Below are 20,743 nucleotides of genomic sequence, written 5' to 3' on the forward strand. Positions count from 1 at the left end.
GTTGAACATGCAAAATTCATCAAGAAGAGCTCTCTGGGGCGCGAGCACCGCAAGCGTCATGATTGTCGCCCTTTCGGCAGGGCTGATGCTTATGCCGTCCTCTCGAGCAGCATCCGAAGGCCCCGCCGCCCCGCCTCCGCCGACGCCGGTCTCCGTGGCGCTCGTGGAGATGCATGAATCCATGCGCTGGGATGAGTTCTCTGGCCGCCTTGAAGCGATCGAGCGCGTCGAGGTTCGCTCCCGCGTGGCTGGTGCGGTGCGATCGGTACATTTTTCCGAGGGCGAATTGGTGAAGCAGGGAGATCGTCTCGTCACCATCGATCCCGATCCTTACGCAGCCGAAGTGCAGCGCGCCGAGGCTCAGGTGACCGCGGCCAAAGCCCGGGTGGCTCTCACCCTGCGCGAGCGTGACCGCCGCCAGAAGCTGTGGGACTCGCGGACCGTCTCGCAGAGCGAGTTGGATGAGCGGATCAACGCCCATGCCGAGGCCGAAGCCAACCTTCAGGCGGCACAGGCCAGTCTGCGCTCCGCACAGCTCAATCTGAGCTACACGGAAATCAAGGCCCCTGTCGCCGGACGCGTCGGCCGGCTCGAGGTCACGGTCGGCAATTTGGTTGCAGCCGGTCCCGGCGCTCCGGTGCTGACCAGCCTCCTGTCCGTGAGCCCCATCTACGCAAGCTTCGATGCCGATGAGCCGGTGGTGATGGAGGCGTTGCGGGCGCTCGGCCCCCAGGGGCGCGACGAGATCGACCGCATCCCCGTCGAGATGGTCACTTCCACGAGCGGTGGCCCCGTGGTCCGTGGCAAGCTGGCGCTGATCGACAACCACGTCGATGCCGCCAGCGGCACGATCCGCGTCCGCGCCATCTTCGACAATCCCGACGGAGGACTGATGCCGGGCCAGTTTGCCAGGCTGCGAATGGGCCAGCCGAAGCCGGAACCGTCGCTGCTGGTGAGCGAGCGGGCCATCGGCACCGATCAGGACAAGAAATTTGTCATGCTGGTCGATCAGTCGAACAAGGCCGTTTACCGCGAGATCCACCTCGGCAGCATTCGCGACGGCTTGCGCGTGGTGAATACCGGTCTCGCGCCGGGGGATCGCATTGTCGTCAATGGCCTGCAACGCATCCGTCCGGGCTCGGTCGTCGCGCCGGAGGTGGTCCCCATGGGCCAGCCGGCGCACAGCGGGGCGCAAGCCAGTGCCGCCGATACCCTGACACGCTGAACCAAGCGAGAATATCGCGGGCCGCCGCGATATCGGCCACGCGAACCACATCTCACACCCTGATCACGCACCTTCCGGGAGCCGCGCCATGGGCTTTTCCAAATTCTTCATCGACCGGCCGATTTTCGCGGGCGTGTTGTCGATCCTGATCTTCCTCGCAGGCTTTCTCGCGCTGCAGGTGATGCCGATCTCGGAATATCCGGAGGTCGTCCCCCCCTCGGTTGTGGTGCGCGCCCAATATCCCGGGGCCAATCCCAAGGTCATCGCCGAGACGGTGTCGACCCCGATCGAGGAATCGATAAACGGCGTGGAGGGCATGCTCTACATGTCCAGCCAGGCGACCACCGACGGCGTCATGACGTTGACGGTGACCTTCAAGCTCGGCACGGATCCCGACAAGGCGCAGCAGCTCGTTCAGAACCGGGTCTCTCAAGCCGAGCCCAGGCTTCCGGAAGAGGTCCGCCGCCTTGGGATCACCACCATAAAGAGCTCTCCTGATCTGATGATGGTCGTGCACCTGCGCTCGCCCGGCGGACGCTACGACATGACCTATCTGCGCAACTACGCGGTCATCAACGTCAAGGACCGTCTGGCGCGCATCGACGGCGTCGGCCAAGTCCAGCTGTTCGGCTCCGGCGACTATTCCATGCGCGTCTGGCTCGATCCGCAAAAGGTCGCCGCGCGCGGCCTCGCCGCCTCCGACGTCGTCGACGCCATCCGCGCCCAGAACGTACAGGCTGCGGCGGGTGTGGTCGGTGCCTCACCGGCCGTGGATGGCATCGACATGCAGCTGTCGGTCAACGCCCAGGGGCGGTTGGAAAACGAGGAGCAGTTCGGCGACATCATCGTCAAGACGGGCTCGGACGGCCAGATCACGCGCCTGCGCGACGTCGCTCGCATCGAGCTCGGCGCGGCGGATTACGCCCTGCGATCGCTTTTGGACAACGACTACGCCGTCGCGGTTCCCGTCTTCCAGTCGCCAGGATCCAATGCCCTGCAGATCTCCGACGAGGTCCGCCGGGTCATGGACGAAATCAAGGAGAACATGCCCGACGGGATCGACTACGAGATCGTCTACGACACGACCCAGTTCGTCCGGGCATCCATCGACGCCGTCATTCATACCTTGCTGGAAGCCATTGTCCTTGTGGTTCTGGTGGTCATCCTGTTTCTGCAGACCTGGCGCGCCTCGATCATCCCCCTGCTGGCGGTCCCGGTTTCGATCGTCGGCACCTTTGCCGTCATGCATGTCTTCGGCTTCTCGATCAATGCCCTCACCCTGTTCGGCTTGGTGCTCGCCATTGGTATCGTCGTGGATGACGCGATCGTCGTGGTGGAGAATGTGGAGCGCAGCATCGAGGATGGCCTGGAGCCCCGGGCTGCTGCCTATAAAGCCATGGCGGAAGTGTCGGGGCCCATTATCGCCATTGCCCTCGTGCTCGTGGCGGTCTTCGTTCCCCTCGCCTTCATCTCCGGCTTGACCGGACAGTTCTACCGGCAGTTTGCTCTGACGATTGCCATATCCACGGTGATCTCGGCGATCAACTCCCTCACCCTGTCGCCCGCCTTGGCCGCCCTTCTGTTGAAGGGTCACAACGCGCCCAAGGACCGCCTCACCCGGGTCATGGACTGGAGCCTGGGCTGGCTCTTCCGCGGCTTCAACACGGTCTTTCGCCGTGGCTCCGACGCCTATGCTCGGGGCGTCGGCGGCGTGATTGCGCGGAAGGCGCTGACGATGGGTCTCTATCTCGTCCTCGTCGCCATGACGGTCGTGATGTTCCGCACCGTCCCCGGCGGCTTCGTGCCTGGGCAGGACAAGCAATATCTCGTCGGTTTCGCCCAATTGCCCGATGCCGCCACCCTGGATCGCAGCGAGGAAGTAATCCGCCGCATGAGCGAGATCGCCCTCGCCCAGCCCGGCGTGCAGAGCGCTGTGGCCTTTCCGGGCCTCTCGATCAACGGTTTCACCAATTCCTCCAATGCCGGCATTGTCTTTGTGACCTTGACGGACTTTGAGGAGCGCAAGTCACCCGACCTGAGCGGCATGGCCATCGCCGGGGCTCTCAACGCCAAGTTTGCCGGCATCAAAGAGGCCTTCATCGCGATCTTCCCTCCCCCACCGGTGCAGGGTCTGGGCACGATCGGCGGCTTCAAGCTACAGATCGAGGATCGGGCGGGCCTGGGCTACAGCGCACTGGATGAGGCGGTGAAAGCCTTCATGGCCGAAACGGCCAAAGCTCCTGAACTGGCTGGCTTGTTCTCCAGCTACCAGGTCAACGTCCCCCAGCTCTACGCCGACATCGACCGCACCAAGGCTCGGCAGCTCAACGTACCGGTGACTGCCGTGTTCGACACGATGCAGACCTATCTCGGCTCCGTCTATGTGAATGACTTCAACAAGTTCGGCCGCACCTATTCGGTCCGGGTTCAGGCGGATGCACAATATCGGGCTCGGGAGGACGACATCGGACAGCTGAAGGTGCGCTCCGATTCTGGGGAGATGATCCCGCTCGCCGCGCTCTTGAACGTGCGCTCCGCTGCGGGTCCCGAGCGGGCCATGCGCTATAACGGCTTTCTCTCCGCCGACATCAATGGGGGTGCCGCCCCCGGTTATTCGTCCGGCCAGGCGCAGGCCGCTGTCGAGCGCATCGCCAAGGAGACCCTGCCCAAAGGATTTTCCTTTGAATGGACGGAGCTCACCTATCAGGAGATCCTGGCCGGCGATTCAGGCCTGTGGGTGTTCCCGATTGCTGTGTTGCTCGTCTTCCTGGTCCTGGCCGCCCAGTATGAAAGCCTGACGCTGCCGTTGTCGATCATCATGATCATTCCCATGGGCCTGCTCGCTGCCATGTTCGGCGTCTGGCTCACCGGAGGTGATAACAATGTCTTCACGCAGATCGGTCTCGTGGTCCTGGTCGGCCTGTCAGCGAAGAATGCCATTCTGATCGTCGAATTCGCCCGCGAGCTGGAACTGTCCGGGAGTACGCCCGTCGCGGCCGCCATCGAGGCGAGCCGCCTGCGCCTGCGCCCCATCCTCATGACCTCATTCGCCTTCATCATGGGCGTGGTGCCCCTGGTGATGTCGACCGGCGCGGGCGCCGAGATGCGCCACGCCATGGGCGTAGCGGTGTTCGCCGGAATGCTGGGCGTAACGCTGTTCGGGATCTTCCTGACGCCGCTCTTCTACGTCCTTCTGCGCAAGCTCACCGGCAACCGTCCCCTGGTCCAGCATGGAGCCCCTCTCCGGCCGGCCGAGCCCATGCTGGACAGCGGCGTGAAGCCATAGCGCACCAGGGTTTGGGCTTTACGCGATCGCGATCTCCTTCTGCAGGGCCACGATATGCTGCTCGGCGGCCGCGGTCGCGGCCCGCTCGATGGCGCGGAACCGGCTGACCACGGCGAGGCCTACCGGCGTCAGCTGGGCCCCTCCTCCGCGCTTGCCGCCGGTCTGGGCCGCAACCACCGGCTTGCCGAAGAGCCGGTTCATCTCCTCCACGAGGTCCCAGGCATGCTTGTAGGACATCTTCATGATGCGCGCTCCGGCCGAGATGGAACCGAAGGCCGCGATATGCTCCAGGAGCTCGATCTTCCCGGGTCCGATCTTTCCGTCCGGATCGAGATTGATCCTGAGGCTGAGAGACGCCATGGCGATGCTCCTTGCTTCCACGTCATCTGAGTGTGCCTTGCCTGAGGGAACTGTGACAAGTCCTCGATGTCGCTATTCCGCAGCGAATATATCGATGGAATTCAGGCGGGACCACTCCTCAGGGGCGCGGCAGGAGCTGCGGTCCCGCGATCGAGCGTCACCGCCTTCACCACGGCGAAGACGGCCTTTCCCGGCAGAAGCTCGAGGGCATGGACGGAGCGCCGCGTCACGCGCGCCAGCAGCTGGTCGGTGCCGCTCGCGAGGGTGAGCAGTGCATCCGGCCCTTCGCCAGGCGTCACGGAGACGATCTTCGCGTGGAGAATATTCAAGGCGCTTATGCCGACCGGCCCTTGGGTCATGATCATGACGTCGCGGGCGCGGATTCGGGCGCGGACCTTCGTGCCGATAGGCTGGTCGATGCGCGAGAATCGCCATTCGCCGGCCGACGATCGAAGAACCGTCAGCCCATAATCTTCGTCCTGAGAGGCAATTTCCAGCTCCACAAGCGCTCCGGCCTCGTCGCGCTGACTAGGCGGCAGGGCATCGGGCCGAGACAGGACCTCAGCTGCGGGGCCAGACGCCAGGATCTGTCCGCCCGACAGGATGACGGCGTCGGTCGCCAGCCGCGAGACCTCAGCGATGGAGTGGCTGACATAGACGACGGGGATCTTTGTCTCGTCGCGAAGCCGCTCGATATAAGGGAGGATTTCGGCCTTGCGCGCATCATCGAGGGAGGCAAGCGGCTCATCCATGAGAATGAGCTTCGGGCTCGCGATCAAGGCCCGGCCGATGGCGACACGCTGTTTCTCGCCGCCTGAGAGACGCCCGGGACGACGGTCCAGAAGCGTGCCGATCCCCAGCAGATCGATGACGGCCTCCAGATCGGCATAGCGCTGGCTTGGCGGTGTGAAGAAGCGGCCGTAGCGCAGGTTCTGACTGACTGTCAGGTGCGGAAACAGCCGCGCATCTTGAAAGACGTAGCCGATGCGGCGGCGATGGGCAGGGACGAAGATGCCTGCTTTCGTGTCGACGAGCACCCGTCCATCGATGGCGATCCGCCCCACCTGGGGCCGGATGAGCCCGCCGATCATGTTGACCAGCGTCGTCTTTCCAGACCCCGAGGCGCCAAACAACGCCGTCAGCCGACCGCTGCTCTCGAAAGCCATGTCGAGCGCGAAATCGCCCTGCCTGTGATGGACATCGACCGACAGCGTCATTCGATGTCCATGCGTCGGCTGACGCGGCGCGCCATGACCTCCGACGCCACCAGGGCGACCATGGCGATGGCGATCGACACCAGCGTGAGCTTGAGCGCGCCGACGTCGCCGCCGGGCACCTGCGTGAAGGTGTAGATGGCCGAAGGCAGTGTCTGTGTCTCACCGGGGATGTTGGAGACAAAGGTGATGGTGGCGCCGAACTCCCCCATGGCTTTGGCGAAGGCGAGGATCATGCCGGCGATGATGCCGGGCAGGATCAGCGGCAGGGTCACGGTGCCGAACACCCAGGCCGGATTGGCGCCGAGCGTGCCGGCGGCCGCCTCCAGCTTTCGGTCGACGCTCTCGATCGATAACCGGATGGCGCGCACCATCAGGGGAAATGCCATGACACCGCAGGCCAGCGCCGCCCCCGTCCAACGGAACGAGAAGACGATGCCGCAGCAGCTGTCCAGAAACGCACCGGCCGGGCCGCGCCGTCCGAAGGTCAGGAGCAGGAGATAGCCGGTGACGACCGGCGGCAGGATCAACGGCAAATGTACGATGCCGTTCAGGACTGACTTGCCCCAGAACGTCTTGCGCGCCAGCAGCCACGCCACGAGGACGCCCAAGGGGAGCGAGACGAGCGTGGCCCAGATCGAGACCTTGATGGAGAGGTGGACCGCATTCCACTCGTCAGGACTGAGGTCGAGCCATCCCATCTCTCAGGCGATCCGGATCAATTGGTAGCGACCGGCGTCAGAACCGTAAATCCCTGCTTCTCGAACAGATCCCTGGCCTTCGATGACTGCAGGCACCTGAGGAAATCAGCCGTGTCATCATCCTTCGAGCGCGCGGTCTGCGCAACCGGATAGATGATGGGCGGATGTGTATCCTCCGGGAAGGTCGCCAGGATCCTCACCTTCGGCTCGGCGGCCGCATCCGTTTGGTAGACGATGCCCAGCGGTGCCTCGCCCGTCGCGACCAGGGCCAAGGCGGCACGAACATTATCGGCCTGCGCCACATCGCCTTCGACCGATGTCCAGACCCCCAGCTTCCCCAGCGCCGCCTTGCCGTATTTTCCGGCGGGAACCGACGCGACATTCGCCATGGCCAGCTTGCCGTCGCCGAGCAGACCGGCGAGGTCGAAGTTCGGCGCGATGTCGATGGCGGCTCCGGAGTCCGCCGGCGCGATGAGCACGATGCGATTGCCGAGAAGTCTGACCTCGGTGTCCTTCTTGGTCAGGTTCTTGTCCGAGAGATAATCCATCCAGGCGAGGTCCGCCGAGATGAACACATCCGCCGGCGCGCCCTCCTCGATCTGTTTGGCGAGCGCGGAACTGGCGGCGTAGGAAATCGTCGCCCTCTCGCCCACCTCCGCTTCGCAGGCGGCGTTCACCGCATCCAGCGCGGTCTTCAGGCTCGCGGCGGCAAACACCGTGACCCTCTCCTGCGCCAGACCAGCCACGGGCCCCGACGCCAGTGCGATCGTGACAGCCAGCGCCAAAGTGATCGCACGTCCCATCTGTCTCACTGTCGTCATTGCGCGTACCCCTCCTCCGGAATAGCGAGCTCGCAGAAACTGTGCCGAGTGCTCAGCGTAGATAGCCTACCGATATATCCAATCAAACATAACAAGAGCCGCGAGTCTATTGGGTTCGAGCAGGATTTTCCCGGATCGCAGCCGCAACCGCCAGGGAAGAGTCGGTCTGGAAATCTCCCGCACCGAAGGGGCACGCTCGCGATGAACGAGGCGACGTCAGGTGTCTGACGTTTTGCGCCTCATCCAGGCGCGAACTGTCGCTTTGATCTCCTGAAAGTTTTGGAAGACGGGCAGCCTGGGTGCGTTAGATTGTGCAGGCTCCAGACCAAGCCCGATGGACAGGAGACCCGTGTCGGCATCCACGTCGCGAACAATGAGTTCGACCTGACCCAAGGCCACCCGCTCTCCGCGCCCCAGGAACCCATGCAGTCGCGACTTCATGAAGTCTCCCACCAGGACCTTGCCCTGCTCAGCGGAAATCTCGAAACCATAAGCATCGGCAAGGGCTTGCAGCGGAGTTTCCGGGTTGATGGTGAACTCGCCGAAATACTCCTGATCCCGATCCGTCAGTCGCACTTGGCTGGCGAAGATCCTGTCCAGCAGACTGCTCAGGCGGGAGGGCGCGAAGATATAGACGAAATCTCCAGCCCGTGAGCGGCCGGCCTCATGAATGCGCATGGAGCGCCCATCGCGCACCACCAGGGACGGGCGCGCCCAGCGGGGGATCCGCTCGCCTCTCGCCACCGGGCTGTCACTCGCGATCCGGTAGACGAGCAGTTCGTGACTGGCATTGCCGGGCAGTTCCAGCTCCACTTTGTCGATGGCGCCAATGGGTGGCGGAACCACTTGGCTGAGCCATTTGGCCACCGGCCGGATCGTCCAGCCTTGGATGAGCAGCGAAGTCAGGACGATGATGAAGGCGGCGTTGAAGATGACCTGGCCAGACTCCATTCCGCCGATGATCGGCAGGATCCCAAGCAGGATGGAAACGGCCCCCCGCAGGCCGACCCAGGCGACAAAAGTGGTCTCATTGCGATGAAAGCCAAAGGGCAGGAGGCAAAGCCAGACGGCAATCGGACGGGCGACGAACATCAGCAGCAGCCCGACCAGCACCGCCTGCCAGGCGATGGCTGGAAATTGGGATGGTGTGGCAAGCAGCCCGAGCACGAGGAACATGGTGATTTGCGCAAGCCAGGTGAGACCATCTTGGAAACGCCGAAACCCCAATCCTCCACGCAATTCCATATTGCCCATGACGAGCCCTGCAACATAGACGGCGAGAAAGCCGCTGCCGCCGAGAAGTGCCGTCACGGAGAAGATGCATAATGCAAGGCCGAGGATCACAATGGGATAGAGACCGGCCTCCAGGCGAAGGCGGTTCAAGCCTGGGACGATGAGAAAACCGAAGCCGAGCCCGAACAGCACCCCCAGGCCGAGCTGGCTGAACAATGCGGTGAGAAATTCCCACGACAGATCCTGGAGACCCGTCGCGCCGGCGGCGATGAGCTCCACCAGGGTCACGGTGAGGAAAATCGCCACTGGATCATTCGAGCCTGACTCGATTTCCAGTGTGGCCCGGATCCGTTCGCGGATCTGGATTCCGCCCACGCGCAACAAGAAGAAGACCGCTGCGGCATCCGTTGAGCCCACGATGGATCTCAGCAGGATGGAGGCAAGCCAGGGAAACCCGAGAAGAAAATGGATCGGGACGGAGATCAGCAAGGCCGTCAGGAACACCCCGATGGTGGCGAGGACGATCGCTGGCGTTGCGGCCACACGGAAGGACTGCAGCCGCGTGGTCATCCCGCTGTCGAACAGGATGACGGCAAGCGCCAGGCTCCCGACGAAATAGGCGGTCTCGACACTCTCGAACTCGATCCCGCCCAGGCCGTCTTCCCCGGCAACCAGGCCGACACAAAGGAAGACGAGCAGAAGGGGAGCTCCAACCCGGAAAGCGACCAGGCTGGTGAGCACGGAGACAACGACCAAGCCGGAACCGATAAGGGTGGCGAGTGCGATCGTTTCAGCCATCCGAGCCCCTGCGAGACCTGTTAAATGAGAGCATGAGTGTAATCTGTTCCCCGAAGCAATTGCCGTAACGGTTTGAAAAAGGGTCGGTGCGACGTCTCCAGCGGCGAAGAGACGTCCTTCGAATGAGTCTCATCGCACGACTGATCACGCGAGTAGCTGAAAAACGTCCCGCGGGTCAAATCCGGTCGAAGCGACTTTGATCACGCCAAGGAAGACACGGCACAACGAATTTGACCAGAGGATATGGGCAAAACCTCGCCGGCTCTCGAAGAGCCGCCGCAAGCAAATGCCCACTTCCTCTGGACGTTAAGCCAGCCGCGTCCGTCACGATATCGTCAGACAAAGCCTTGGTACCGCTGATGGCCCGATTACGTGGCTTCGAGCACCATGTTGAGCGGGGTCGAGGCCGCACGCCGCACCTTCGTAAATCCGCCCGAGCGGATCACTTCCGCCAGCCGCGCTGGGCCAGCCTGGGCGCCGAGGGCGAGCCCGGTTTCTTGAGCCAGCGATGTGGGGACGCAAATCATGGTCGAGGCCGCATAATAGAGTCGCCCGACCGGATTGATGTTCTCCTCCAGACTATCCCCGGCCATCGGCTCCACCACCATCCATGTGCCGCCATCGGCCAAGGCCCGACGGATATGGGCCGCGGCAGTCTCCGGATCCCCCATGTCGTGCAGGCAATCGAAACAGGTGATGAGATCAAAGCCGCGCTCTTGGAAATCTTGCGCCCGGCCAACCTTGAACTCGAGATTGGACACGCCCTGCGCCAGCGCATGCGCCGTTGCCGCTGCAATGGAAGGCGCATGGAAGTCGTAGCCGGTGAAGCGGGATTGGGGAAAGGCCTGCGCCATGAGCAGCGTCGACAATCCATGCCCGCAGCCGATATCGGCGACCCTCGCCCCGGCCTTCAACTTCTCGACCACGCCGTCCAGCGCCGGCAGCCACTCCTGGACAAGCGCGTTGACATAGCCTGGCCGGAACAGCCTGGCCACGGCGCAGAACATGCAGCCGGCCTGCTCGCCCCAGGCGACGCCTCTGCCTGTCTTGAACGCGGCTTGAACCTTGTCCTGGTTCTCGACCATGGCTGCCGCCGTATCGAACGCGCCGATCAGATGCACGGGACTGTCCGGCTCGGCGAAGACATACGCCTGCTCGGGTGTCAGAAAGAAACGTCCACCCTGGTGGCTCACATAGCCGGATGCGGCCTGCGCTGCGAGCCATTCGCGAATGTAACGCGGGGCTGAGCCAGCCGCCTTGGCCAGCTCGTCGGCGGTCGCGGGGCCGATCGTCTTGAGGATTGCATAGAGGCCGAGCGCGTCGCCAATTCGCACCAGCGGTATGCTGACCGCTCCGCCGAGATCTCCGAGCACGCGACCCACAAGGTCGTTGAGTTTGCCGTCATCCAATGTCTGCTTCATTGCACTCATCCATAGTTGCGCCCGACCGAATGTCGGGTCATCGCGGGTGAGCATGCGATCGACGCCGTCCAACAGCATGAGGCGGTTGTCCCGCCTCGGATAAAATAAGTTGAAAAGACAGGGGCATCTGTCCCGCGACGGCGCTTATCGCGACAGGGCCATGACAATCGCCTGCGCGCGGCTGTGGACTCCGAGCTTGTCGAAGATGACCGAAAGCTGGTTGCGCACCGTCTTCTCGCGCTTGCCGAGCCGCTCGGCGATCGTGCGGTTGTCGAGGCCCTCGGCAACGAGATCAAGGATCGCGAGCTCTGCAGCGGTCAATCTGGCATTGCGAATGGCGATCGGCTCCGCCGGCCGGACCTGGCCAAGGAAGGCGGCCAGCTCGGAATGAAACACCGACCAGGCTGCCTCCCCCGGTAAAATCACGTGATTTTTGCTGTCAAGCGGGACGAAGCGGGCCCCGGGGATTGCCGTCGCCAGCTTGCAGCCTTCATTGAAGGGCACGCGCATGTCTCCGCGGCAATGCACAATCAAGGTGGGCAGGCGGAGCTGTGCCGCGAGATCCAGCACATCGATCCCTTGCATGTTTGACAACAGTTCCGCCGCCACCGCCGCCGATGCGGTCTCGCGCTCCAGGTCGCCCCACCAGCGATGCTGTTCGGGCGTCCCTTCCGGAATGAAGAGATTGGTGAAGAATCGGCAGAAGGCAGGGTTCTCGCGCCCCCAGCCGATGCGCACGAAATTGACCAGCGTCTCTGCTTCTAGCCGCTCTGCGTCAGTCTTCGCCCTCGTTCGTGCACCCTGGCCGTAGCCGTTGAGGAGTATGAGATGCGAGACGCGCTCAGGATGGTTCAGAGCATAAACGATGGCGAGTGCGGCGCCTTGTGACACGCCGAGAAGGGCAAAGCGCCTCTCTTCGATCGAAGCGGCCACTGCCTCGAGATCGGCATGCCAAGCCTCGATGGACAGGTCGGCGACATGGCGGTCCGAAAGTCCGCAGCCCCGCGGATCGTAGCGGACGAACCGGTTGCGGGATGACAGCGACTGCACCCAGGGCCGCCAGACCGGACTTTCGAGATCGTAATCGACATGGCTCAACCAGTGGGCAGCCCGAAGGATCACGGGGCCCTCGCCGCACGAGGCAACGGCGATGCGCGTTCCGTCCGCAGAGGTGCAGAACCTTATCGCCTGTCGCGTGGTCATGGCCCATTTTACCGCAGCTGCGTGCAGTGCAAAAGATGGAATGTTGGGGAGCTGACCTGTGCGGGATCAATGAAAGTGCTGCTTCGGCACAAGGAGGGGCCTAGGCCTTTGGGGATGTCATCGCGGCCATGGCTCCGTCAGCTTCACCCTGCGGGATGTGAGGCGGCATCGGCACGGTCACGTCAGGGCCGAGCCCTGCGGAAGCGGAGCTGCCGGTGCAATGTTCATTTTGCCACTTCTTCGGCGCAGAGCCGGACCACTGGCGAAAGGCGCGCGTGAAGGCGCTCCCCTCTGAAAAATGTAAGGAAAGACTGATATCGGTGACGGATGCGGAAGTATTGAGCAGAAGCTGGCGGGCAATTTCAAATTTGATGCCGTTGGCCAGCTCGGAAAAACTCGTTCCCTCCCACTTCAGGCGTCGGGCAAGCGTTCTGCGGTTCATCTGCAGGGCTTCGCAGACATCGTCCACCGATGCCGCCCGAGTGAGAAGGACGACCCGCAGCAGTCGTTGAACTTTATCCGACAGGCTGCTGCTTGCCGCGCCCATGCTGAGATCCAGCAGTTCGATGTGCTTACGCAGAATATTTCGCAGCGCGACGTCTGGATCTCTTAACTTCGTCTCCAGCCATTTCTCTTCAAAGATCAACGCGCTCTGCTCAGCACCAAATCGGACCGGCGCATTGAAGAACCGCTCATACCGCGCGCGCGAAGAGGGCGCGGGTCGCGACAGCAGGACTTCCAGGGGCGACCATTCGGGTCCGCACAGGCTCCTCATGATGTTTCGGCCGATGGCGATCGCACCATCATAGATTTGATTGCACCCCTCCGCATTGGGCTCGTAAATCAGATATCCCAACCGGACATTCCCATCATCCACAGCAAGAAACGGCACCGCCCCCCTGTCATGGTGGTGGAGATAGCGCACAAGATCGTTGAGTGCGGTCCTGAGATCGGGCGCCTGTTGCAGATAAAAGCCTGTGATGCCGAGGGCGGAGGCGCTGGTTTTCTCGCAGATGAGCAGCCCCAAATCATCTCGGCCGGTGTGCCGTGCCGCCAGGGCGATCAGCTTTGCGAATGCGGCGAAGGGGATGGTGTTATCAGGATCGTCGAAAACCTCGACCGGAATTCCGACAGCTCCGAAAATTTCCTCCGGCTCGTGTCCGAAGTCTCGCAGCACGCCCGGGAGCGCTGCGGCAACCCCGACGCGGATAAATCTCTGTGGCACCGGCTGCCCCAGCCCTGCATGGACGACGGTAGCCATTCTTTTCGTCTGATCGATGCTCTCCACTGACTGCACGGCCCCGATCCCTCCCGCTACTTTTTTCTTCTCATTACGGAGCCGTGCGATTCCAGAGTGAATTCGCGCACCCGATCCCTGTCTTTTACGGTCAGATTGTTGCCCCAAACTGTCAAGCGTTGATTGTTTTAAGATGTATGTCTGGTGCGAAGACTGATAAGAGAGAACCTCATCTGCTAAGATGTGCGGAATACAGAACGCCCGCCCACAAAATTGTATCCGGGATGAATGTCCCGCTGACTCGCAGCCCCGGTTAGCGCCACCATGCTGCGATGCATGGGCATATGGCCAATTGCGTTTAACAAGAAAGAAATCAAAGTGCAGATTTGCATATCAAAACAACCGCGAAAACTTGTGAAGACCTCTCTCAAGGCCTCGCTCGCGGCGAGTGTCTTCATGCTCGCCACCGGCTCATTCGCGCAGGCACAGGACGCGACGGCCATCCTGAAATCCATGTCGGATTACGTCTCCGCTCAACCGTCCTTCACCTTCACCTTCGACACGTCGATCGAGGTGGTGACGCCGGAAATGGAGAAGATCCAGTTTGACAGCACCGGCGATGTCGCCGTGAGCCGACCCGACAAGGTCAGGGCGCGGCGCATGGGGGGCTATGCCGATGTGGAGCTCCTCTCGGACGGCAAGAGCGTGACCCTCGTGGGCAAGCACATGAATGCCTATGCTCAGATCGACAGGGGCGGCAGCATCGAGGAAGTGGTCGAGCATATGCGCGGCAATACCTCGGCGGAACTCCCGGCGGCCGATCTGCTGTCGACCAACCCCGCCGAAATCCTCATGGATGGCGTGATCGAGGCCAAGCACATCGGCCGCGGCGTCATCAACGGCGTCGAATGTGAGCATCTCGCCTTCCGCACCATCGAAATTGACTGGCAGATTTGGGTGCAGGCGGGCGACAAGCCCATCCCCTGCAAATATGTCATTACCAGCAAGACAGTTGGGGCCGCTCCGCAATACACGATGGTGATCAAGGATTGGAAATCGGATCCGCAGCTTGCGGCCGATGCCTTTACCTTCACGCCGCCTGCCGGCGCGAAAAAGATTGAGATCTCGGAGATGCAAAACATCGACGATGTACCGCACAGCAAGCCGATGGGAGAGCAACAATGAGAACCACCCCAATGAAACGCCTCGGCCTCGTCCTTGGCCTCGTGGTCGGCGCTGCCGTGATGATGCTCAGCGACAGGATCATACTCGATCAGCCCGATGGGTTGGTCTCGAAGGCGCAGGCGATCATCGGCCGTCCGGCCACCCCGCTCAGCTATGCCGGCGTCGCCCGACGCACCACGCGTCGAGGGGTCTATGGCGCTCCCGTCGTTGTCGCCCCGGCACCCGTGGTGGTGGTCCCTCGCGCGGGCTGCGTCCAGGCGGTGAACAGCTACGGACAGGTTTTCTGGCGTTGCCCATAACCGGCTCCCGGAGGCCGAGTTGAATATGGCTGGCGCGGATGACGGCATCTGTGCCAGCCGAGACTGCCGGAACGGGTGAACTACGCATTAAGTCGGGATGCTGTCGGTCAATGTTGCCAAAGGAAATCGCGCCATGACGTGCGGGATGCGGCCTTGTCTTGCGGCCGGTAAAATGATGTTGGGCGCTTTGGCGCTCGCTCTGACCCTTCTGCACCTTCCATCCGCGTATGCGGAGGAGCATCAGCTCTACACGTCCTCGGGCGAGATCGACTTCGAGGAGGTCTATTATTTCGCCCAGCGTGCGAGCAATGCCTATAAGGCGGATGCGGCGATTAACACCCTCGATCCCGGCGTCTCATGGATCGCCACGCCGGGCACGACCGACGTGCTCTATTTCATCGAGCACGATCACGACAGCCGCATCCACACGATTTCGGTGCGCGGCACGGCCAGCAAGGCGAACTGGTCCCTCGATGAGGATACGGCAGGCATTGTGGACGCCAAGGCGCACATCCTGGTGCATCGTGGTTTCCAATCGGCGGCGAAGATGCTCTATGCGGATCTCAAGCAGCATTTGAACCGGGACTATTCAGTCTATCTCACCGGCCACTCTCTGGGTGGCGCGGTCGCCGGCCTGCTGGCTCTCTATCTCCACGAAGATGGTTATAAGATTGCCGGCGTGGTGACCTTCGGTCAGCCCAAATTCACGAATGAGGCCGGGATCGCGGAATATGGTCACCTGCCCTATCTGCGCGTGGTCGATCAGAACGACATTGTGCCGATGCTTCCCGACACGACCAAGGGCGGGCAGGTCAAATTTGCCCATCTGGGAACTGAGGTGACCATTCTCTCAGGCCCCTATTATGCGTTCCTCGCGCCTTCGGAAGCGACGAAGCTTTCCCTCGAGTCTTTCGAGCATGATGCGGTGCTCTCGAGTGTCCCCGATCACAAGATCGACTGGTATCTCGCCAACATCAAGGACAAGCTGCAACGAGCCCAGCGCGTCGACTACGCCGACCGCGAGACCTATGTGGTGCGCCACACACGGGGGCCCGAGCAACAGCTCCAGCAAAAGACGAACTTCAACTCTCAGCAGTAGCGGCACGCCAAGTCTTGGGACCGAAGCGGGGCTGGCCTTTGGCATCCAAAGTGACAGCGTCGCCGGATGACCAAATCGCTGGCACAAAATGTCAAGCCTTTGTCCCCAGAGGCCAATTCAATTCTTCACGGCTTCAATAGAGTTTTGATACGGGGTCACAAGCAACCGGCAACAGCGACATGTCCATGCGGCTGGCGAGCAGAGACTGTGATGGATGTGCTCCGGGGAGCAGACCGGGACGGCCGGAGGGTGTGACATTGAGAAGAGCGCTTGAGGGGAAGACTGACCAAATGAGATTGACAGCAATCGCCGCGTCACTGGTGTTGATGACGGGATCGGTGGCCCTGGCGGCCGATATGTCGCCGCCTGAACCCGTGGCACCTCCTCCGCCTCCGGCCTCCGACTGGACCATCACCGTGGCCCCCTATGTCTGGGCCGCGGGCATCAAGGGCAAGGTCGGCGCGGGCGGGTTTCCTCCGGCCCATATCGATGCCAGCATCGGTGAGGTCCTGAGCGACTTCGACATCGGTTTCATGGGGGCGGCTGAAGTCCGCAATGACCGTTTCAGCATCTATTCGGACATCGTCTATGTGAAGCTCAGCGACAGCGCCAAGACCCCCAACCAGGTGCTCGCCGACAAGGTCAAGCTCACGACCCAGGAACTCATGTGGACCGGTGCGCTTGGTTATACCATCACCGACAGCCCGACTTACGCTCTGGATATGGTCGCCGGCTTTCGCCTGTGGTCTCTCGACAACAAGCTGAAGGTGAAGGGCGGATTGATCGGCAGTGACAGCTTCTCCTCGACCGAGACCTGGGTCGATCCCATCGTCGGCCTCAAGTTCAAGGCCGATCTCACACCCAGCATTTATTGGACGAGTTGGGCCTTGATCGGAGGCTTCGGAGCGGGATCTGACTTCATGTGGGATGTGCTGGGCGGGTTTGGCTATCGCTTCACCGACAACATCTCGGCGATTGCGGGCTATCGCGCCGTCAGCGTCGATTATACCAATGACGGCTTCAAATTTGACGTGGTGCAGCAGGGCCCGATCATGGGGGCAGCCATCCGCTTTTGATCGGCCGGCAGCGCGGCCGGCTTCAGCGCTGCAGCCATGGCAAGACACGAATTGGGGAATGATCGCTGCGGCGATAGGAGACTGGGGATTGGAAATGCGGATGAAGTCAATTGCGGTGGCGTTTGCTCTGACGGCGCTGGCCTCGACGGCAGTGCTTGCGGAAGCGCCGCCTTCGACCGACACGGCCCGGCTGCTGGGGCCCCTGGCGCGCGGGGTGAATTACCAGGTGGAGAACCCCATCACCTCCGACGGCGTCTTGTATGTCTTCAAGCTGGCGACACCTTATGGCAATTTCCGTGTCGACGGCGAGCAGCTGTTGAAGCTGCGGCTGCACGAGCTCGCCGCCCTCGAGAAGCTTGAGGCGCTGTCGCAGAGCGGTGAGTTCACCAAGTCTCTCGCAGCGGCCGTGCAACAGCCCATCGCCACTGTGGGCAAGGCGCTCGTGAACCCCTTTTCGCTCGTCACCGGAACCGTCTCGGGTGTCGGCTCGATGTTCGACAAGGTCAGTGCCGGACTGAACGACCCCTATGACAAGAGCGACAACGCGGTCGACGGGCTACTGGGGACATCCGCCGCGCTGCGGCAGCTGGCCTACCAATATGATGTCGATCCTTACACGAAGTTTCCCCCGCTCGCGAAGCGGCTGCAGACCCTGGCCCAGGCTCACGCCATGGGCGGCCTCGCGGTGAAGGGGGCGGTCATGGCCATTCCCGGCGGTGCCGGCCTTGCGGTGAGCGGATTGCAGTCGGCGGGGACACTCGGCTCGCTGGTCCGCGACAAGACCGTTGCCCAGCTTGATGAGATCAACCAGGCCGCACTTCTTGCCATGGGCGTCAATCCCACTGTCATGGCCGCCTTCATGTCAAACCAGCACTATACGCCGGCCGACAAGACCCTTGTGGTCGCCGCGCTGAAGTCCATGCCGCGCGCGGCCAACAAGACCCTGTACGTGGCCAAGATTGCCGGTGCGGCTGACGTCGACGCGGCCTTCTTCCACCGGGTTCAGACCCAGTGGATGGCCGCATACAATGCGAAGGTGGAGCCCATCACGGGTTTTGCGAATGTGCTGGGATTTCCGCTGCTGGTGCGCGCCGACGGCAAGCTGGTCGGATTGTTTCCGATGGACATTCTGGCCTGGACCGATCCCGTCCGGAAGACCGTTTTGGCCATGAGCCAGAAGATCAGCGCTGAGAGCGGTGCACCGGTGGAGATCCGCCTCAGCGGCACCGTCACCGATGAAGCCCGTCGCGAGATCGCGAAAGTCGGCTGGACCGTGAAGGATCACGATACGGCCCTGCTCAACGGGAACTGAGACCGCGAGAATTTGGCCCGCCCCCAGGGTGCTGCGGAATTCAAGGTTTCAATCCCCGTGTGTCGGCGGAAAAATGGGATACTCTGCTCCCGCCGTTCGCCCTCGCAGTGACGAGTTCGGCGGCGGTATCCTTCACGGCCTACGGGGAAGCTAACATGCCGAAAATTTCGCAACTCGATTTCATCGAGATCAAGTCCACGAGCATTAAGGAAAGCTGGGACGAGAACTCCGTCTGGGCCCCCACTCTCCCCTGTTTCATCGTCCGAGTGACCGCCGAAGACGGCACCGAAGGCTTCGGTGAAGTCGCCAGTCAGACTTGGTATCTCGGCGAGACATCTGAGCAGATCCGGTCCTGCCTGACGCTTTATGCCTCGCGCCTGAAGGGAGCCGAGGCCACCAATCTCGCCGCCGCCAACCATGTGATGGACAAAGCCTATTCGGGTGCCATGCCGGGCGGGCGGTCGGCACGATCAGGCGTTGATGTCGCCTTGCATGATCTGCTGGGCAAGCTCTGGGGCGTCCCGGTGACGACCTTGCTTGGTGGCGCACGCCGGCAGAGAATGGATCTTCTCACCAATCTCTACCACAAGACCCCGGAAGAGATGGCGGCCGCGTCCAAGACATTCGTCGAGCGCGGATTCAAAGGATTGAAGATCAAGATTGGCGACGTCATTTGGAAGGACGGCTTCCGCGCAGACTCGCTTGCCACCGAAGCAGGGTTTCTGGAGGCGGCGCTGGATGTCGTTCCCCGGGATGTCTTCATCGATGCGGACGCAAATCAGGCTTGGACCAATCCCGGCATCGTGGTGCGCCGGCTCGAGCGCTTTGCATCGGCCAGTAATTTGGCCATCGAGCAGCCTTTGCACTACGCCAACATCGAGGGCCATTGCGACATCCGCCGGCGCTCCACCATTCCCGTCATCCTGGACGAATCCGTCTGGTCACCCGAGGCCGCGATGGAGGTCGTTCGGCGCGGCGCCTGCGACCGGATCGTCCTGAAGGTGAACCGGGTGGGCGGACTGAGCCAGGCCCGCGACGTCATCACCATCTGCGAGAGTGCGGGCATCGGCATCAGTGTCGACACCAGCCCCTATTCCCTGCTCGGCGATACCGCGATCGCCCATGTGGCCATGACCACGCGGGGGCATTACCCCCTCAGTTGCGACGGCCATGAAACCTTTATCAAGCTGGCCGACCCGAGCATCTACAAGGGGGGTGTCGATATCAGCCAGGGCTATGCGGAACTGCCCGACGCACCCGGACTCGGGATCGAGGTCGACTGGCAGAAACTGGAAAAGATCGCCATTTGAACCGAGTGGCCGGCATCGATCGGCCGCCAGCTTTCGGGAGGATTGATGACCAGGACTTGGCTTGTCACCGGCAGCTCGCGTGGCTTCGGCCGAGCCCTTTCGGAAGCCATCCTCGAGTCCGGCGACAATCTCGTCGCGACGGCGCGTGATCCCGGAACCCTCATGCGGTTGGGTGAAAGTCAGGAGGGGCACCTCCTCACCGCCTCTCTCGACGTGACCGACGAGGACCAGGCCCGTGCCGCCGTCGCCGCGGCCATCCGGCAGTTTGGCAGCCTTGACGTTCTGGTCAACAATGCCGGCTATGGCGATATCGGCTCAGTGGAGGACACTTCGCTCGCGGCCTTCCGCCGCCAGATCGAGACGAACCTGTTCGGCACGATCATCATGACCAAGGCGGTCCTCCCCCATATGCGCGAGCGGCGATCCGGCCACATCATCCAGTTTTCCTCTGTGGGCGGACGTCTCGGTGCGCCGGGTCGCGCAGCCTATTCGGCAGCGAAATGGGGCGTGGAAGGCTTCTCCGAGGCGCTCGCCAAGGAGATGGCGCTGATCGGGGTTCGGGTGACCATCATAGAGCCCGGCGGCTTTCGCACCGATTTTGCGGGCGCCTCCACGACGATCGAGGAGGGCCACAGCGACTATGACGCCGTGGTCGGCGCTGCCGCGCGGATGCAGCGCACCTATGACGGCAGACAACCGGGAGATCCTCAAAAGGGTGCGGCCGCGATCCTGAAGATTGCCCGAATGGACGAACCTCCTCTCCGTCTGCCCCTGGGGTCAGACGCGGTTGCAGCCATCGAGAGAGTTGACCGTGATCGGCTGAATGAGCTCGCGCGCTGGCGGCAGCTGAGTGAATCGACCGACTTCTCCGAAAACTGAGCGGATCGACCCCCGGCAGGTGAGCGCGCCGAACTCCAGCTTGGCACTTCGACAGGGAACCGAATCACGGCAGCCGGATTGAGT

Annotated in this window: 17 protein-coding genes; 9 read left to right on the forward strand and 8 right to left on the reverse strand. The window is 62.3% G+C overall.

Features of this window, described 5'->3' with window-relative positions; translation table 11 throughout:
- The first annotated feature begins 7 nt into the window (after window positions 1-7).
- Together FKM97_RS15315 and FKM97_RS15320 are read left to right on the forward strand one after the other, a co-directional pair.
- The gene (locus tag FKM97_RS15315; protein ID WP_144293297.1) at window positions 8-1,225 is read left to right on the forward strand and encodes an efflux RND transporter periplasmic adaptor subunit; all 1,218 of its coding nucleotides are present in this window, start codon (window positions 8-10) and stop codon (window positions 1,223-1,225) included.
- A gap of 88 nt (window positions 1,226-1,313) precedes the next feature.
- Window positions 1,314-4,511 carry an efflux RND transporter permease subunit gene (locus FKM97_RS15320; protein ID WP_144293298.1) on the forward strand — a complete coding sequence of 1,066 codons (3,198 nt, stop codon included), beginning with the start codon at window positions 1,314-1,316 and terminating at the stop codon, window positions 4,509-4,511.
- Between the two features lie 18 nt (window positions 4,512-4,529).
- On the opposite strand, the gene FKM97_RS15325 is transcribed toward FKM97_RS15320, so the two are convergent.
- The 8 genes from FKM97_RS15325 to FKM97_RS15360 all read right to left on the reverse strand — a co-directional run bounded on the left by FKM97_RS15325 (window position 4,530) and on the right by FKM97_RS15360 (window position 13,559).
- On the reverse strand, window positions 4,530-4,871 hold the full coding sequence (locus FKM97_RS15325) for a winged helix-turn-helix domain-containing protein (protein WP_144293299.1): 342 nt from the start codon (window positions 4,869-4,871) through the stop codon (window positions 4,530-4,532).
- 101 nt (window positions 4,872-4,972) lie between these two features.
- Window positions 4,973-6,088, reverse strand: coding sequence for a molybdenum ABC transporter ATP-binding protein (modC, locus tag FKM97_RS15330; protein WP_144293300.1), 1,116 nt, complete (start codon window positions 6,086-6,088; stop codon window positions 4,973-4,975).
- On the reverse strand, window positions 6,085-6,786 hold the full coding sequence (gene modB, locus FKM97_RS15335; protein WP_144293301.1) for a molybdate ABC transporter permease subunit: 702 nt from the start codon (window positions 6,784-6,786) through the stop codon (window positions 6,085-6,087). Before modB ends, modC begins: the two co-directional genes overlap by 4 nt.
- Window positions 6,787-6,803: 17 nt before the next feature.
- A complete protein-coding gene (gene modA, locus FKM97_RS15340) occupies window positions 6,804-7,607 on the reverse strand; it encodes a molybdate ABC transporter substrate-binding protein (protein ID WP_144293302.1) in 804 nt (267 codons plus the stop codon).
- 216 nt (window positions 7,608-7,823) lie between these two features.
- Window positions 7,824-9,638, reverse strand: a complete 1,815-nt coding sequence (locus FKM97_RS15345; protein ID WP_144293303.1) for a potassium/proton antiporter — start codon at window positions 9,636-9,638, stop codon at window positions 7,824-7,826.
- A 368-nt stretch (window positions 9,639-10,006) separates the two neighbouring features.
- Window positions 10,007-11,059 carry a class I SAM-dependent methyltransferase gene (locus FKM97_RS15350; protein WP_144293304.1) on the reverse strand — a complete coding sequence of 351 codons (1,053 nt, stop codon included), beginning with the start codon at window positions 11,057-11,059 and terminating at the stop codon, window positions 10,007-10,009.
- 144 nt (window positions 11,060-11,203) lie between these two features.
- Window positions 11,204-12,262, reverse strand: coding sequence for an alpha/beta fold hydrolase (locus FKM97_RS15355; RefSeq protein WP_144293305.1), 1,059 nt, complete (start codon window positions 12,260-12,262; stop codon window positions 11,204-11,206).
- A gap of 100 nt (window positions 12,263-12,362) precedes the next feature.
- Window positions 12,363-13,559, reverse strand: a complete 1,197-nt coding sequence (locus FKM97_RS15360; RefSeq protein ID WP_205015054.1) for an AraC family transcriptional regulator — start codon at window positions 13,557-13,559, stop codon at window positions 12,363-12,365.
- A 354-nt stretch (window positions 13,560-13,913) separates the two neighbouring features.
- Between FKM97_RS15360 and FKM97_RS15365 the strand changes: the two genes are divergently transcribed.
- The 7 genes from FKM97_RS15365 (at window position 13,914) to FKM97_RS15395 (ending at window position 20,659) form a co-directional block, all read left to right on the forward strand.
- Entirely contained in the window at window positions 13,914-14,684 is a 771-nt protein-coding gene (locus FKM97_RS15365; protein ID WP_246105103.1) for a DUF2092 domain-containing protein, read from the forward strand.
- A complete protein-coding gene (locus FKM97_RS15370) occupies window positions 14,681-14,983 on the forward strand; it encodes a hypothetical protein (RefSeq protein WP_144293308.1) in 303 nt (100 codons plus the stop codon). Before FKM97_RS15365 ends, FKM97_RS15370 begins: the two co-directional genes overlap by 4 nt.
- Before the next feature lie 133 nt (window positions 14,984-15,116).
- Entirely contained in the window at window positions 15,117-16,082 is a 966-nt protein-coding gene (locus tag FKM97_RS15375; RefSeq protein WP_170240928.1) for a lipase family protein, read from the forward strand.
- Window positions 16,083-16,372: 290 nt separating this feature from the next.
- Window positions 16,373-17,158 carry a hypothetical protein gene (locus tag FKM97_RS15380; RefSeq protein ID WP_144293310.1) on the forward strand — a complete coding sequence of 262 codons (786 nt, stop codon included), beginning with the start codon at window positions 16,373-16,375 and terminating at the stop codon, window positions 17,156-17,158.
- A gap of 100 nt (window positions 17,159-17,258) precedes the next feature.
- Window positions 17,259-18,470: a hypothetical protein gene (locus FKM97_RS15385; protein ID WP_144293311.1), complete on the forward strand. Its 1,212-nt coding sequence runs from the start codon at window positions 17,259-17,261 to the stop codon at window positions 18,468-18,470.
- Between the two features lie 155 nt (window positions 18,471-18,625).
- Complete coding sequence (locus FKM97_RS15390; RefSeq protein ID WP_144293312.1) at window positions 18,626-19,780, forward strand: mandelate racemase/muconate lactonizing enzyme family protein; 1,155 nt, start codon at window positions 18,626-18,628, stop codon at window positions 19,778-19,780.
- Between the two features lie 45 nt (window positions 19,781-19,825).
- Window positions 19,826-20,659, forward strand: coding sequence for an oxidoreductase (locus FKM97_RS15395; protein WP_144293313.1), 834 nt, complete (start codon window positions 19,826-19,828; stop codon window positions 20,657-20,659).
- Window positions 20,660-20,743 lie beyond the last annotated feature (84 nt).

This window comes from Rhodoligotrophos appendicifer (assembly GCF_007474605.1).
In the GTDB taxonomy this organism is placed as follows: Bacteria; Pseudomonadota; Alphaproteobacteria; order Rhizobiales; family Im1; genus Rhodoligotrophos; species Rhodoligotrophos appendicifer.

What these genes read in the sequence shown, in the direction of transcription:
- FKM97_RS15380 (WP_144293310.1), top strand. Translation starts at nt 16,373, where the DNA reads ATGAGATTGACAGCAATCGCCGCGTCACTGGTGTTGATGACGGGATCG.
- modA (WP_144293302.1), bottom strand. Translation starts at nt 7,607, where the DNA reads ATGACGACAGTGAGACAGATGGGACGTGCGATCACTTTGGCGCTGGCT.
- FKM97_RS15345 (WP_144293303.1), bottom strand. Translation starts at nt 9,638, where the DNA reads ATGGCTGAAACGATCGCACTCGCCACCCTTATCGGTTCCGGCTTGGTC.
- FKM97_RS15320 (WP_144293298.1), top strand. Translation starts at nt 1,314, where the DNA reads ATGGGCTTTTCCAAATTCTTCATCGACCGGCCGATTTTCGCGGGCGTG.
- FKM97_RS15375 (WP_170240928.1), top strand. Translation starts at nt 15,117, where the DNA reads ATGACGTGCGGGATGCGGCCTTGTCTTGCGGCCGGTAAAATGATGTTG.
- FKM97_RS15355 (WP_144293305.1), bottom strand. Translation starts at nt 12,262, where the DNA reads ATGACCACGCGACAGGCGATAAGGTTCTGCACCTCTGCGGACGGAACG.
- FKM97_RS15385 (WP_144293311.1), top strand. Translation starts at nt 17,259, where the DNA reads ATGAAGTCAATTGCGGTGGCGTTTGCTCTGACGGCGCTGGCCTCGACG.
- FKM97_RS15390 (WP_144293312.1), top strand. Translation starts at nt 18,626, where the DNA reads ATGCCGAAAATTTCGCAACTCGATTTCATCGAGATCAAGTCCACGAGC.
- FKM97_RS15325 (WP_144293299.1), bottom strand. Translation starts at nt 4,871, where the DNA reads ATGGCGTCTCTCAGCCTCAGGATCAATCTCGATCCGGACGGAAAGATC.
- FKM97_RS15370 (WP_144293308.1), top strand. Translation starts at nt 14,681, where the DNA reads ATGAGAACCACCCCAATGAAACGCCTCGGCCTCGTCCTTGGCCTCGTG.
- FKM97_RS15395 (WP_144293313.1), top strand. Translation starts at nt 19,826, where the DNA reads ATGACCAGGACTTGGCTTGTCACCGGCAGCTCGCGTGGCTTCGGCCGA.
- modB (WP_144293301.1), bottom strand. Translation starts at nt 6,786, where the DNA reads ATGGGATGGCTCGACCTCAGTCCTGACGAGTGGAATGCGGTCCACCTC.
- FKM97_RS15315 (WP_144293297.1), top strand. Translation starts at nt 8, where the DNA reads ATGCAAAATTCATCAAGAAGAGCTCTCTGGGGCGCGAGCACCGCAAGC.
- modC (WP_144293300.1), bottom strand. Translation starts at nt 6,088, where the DNA reads ATGACGCTGTCGGTCGATGTCCATCACAGGCAGGGCGATTTCGCGCTC.
- FKM97_RS15350 (WP_144293304.1), bottom strand. Translation starts at nt 11,059, where the DNA reads ATGAAGCAGACATTGGATGACGGCAAACTCAACGACCTTGTGGGTCGC.